Source organism: Adlercreutzia equolifaciens (genome assembly GCF_029076695.1).
GTDB classification, from domain to species: Bacteria; Actinomycetota; Coriobacteriia; order Coriobacteriales; family Eggerthellaceae; genus Adlercreutzia; species Adlercreutzia equolifaciens_A.
On record NZ_JARFIK010000123.1, the window covers coordinates 1 to 370 of the forward strand.

The window sequence follows — 370 nt, forward strand, 5'->3', positions numbered from 1 at the left end:
TTCGGGTTTGTGGACTACAGCTTCGTGGCGGTAAAGCCGGGAAGTTTTACCCAAGCCATCGATGGAGTGCTGCCCGTGCTGGGGCCGGAGGGGGATGAGAAGACCGATGGAAAGGACCCGAAGAGCGGCCTTTCGGAGGATGCGCGCCGCGATGAAGCGGATAAAGCATTCGCTTCTGAGGAGGCGCTCGGCAGCGAGCAGCGGCTCGATGAGGCCTGCGCGGCGGTGGCCCAGCGATTCGGACTCACAGCGCGCGTGGTGGACGTGCTGCAGCTGCTGGCCCGTGGCCGCACGGCCTCGGTCATTCAGGAGCGGCTCGTGCTGTCCCATAACACGGTGAAGAGCCATGTGCGACACATCTACAGCAAGC

At 63.8% G+C, this 370-nt stretch carries 1 protein-coding gene; it reads left to right on the plus strand.

Annotated elements, in window-relative coordinates; all coding sequences use genetic code 11:
* Positions 1 to 370, plus strand: a 370-nt coding sequence (locus tag PZH32_RS11735) for a response regulator transcription factor (RefSeq protein ID WP_275208433.1), incomplete at both ends; no start/stop codon positions are given.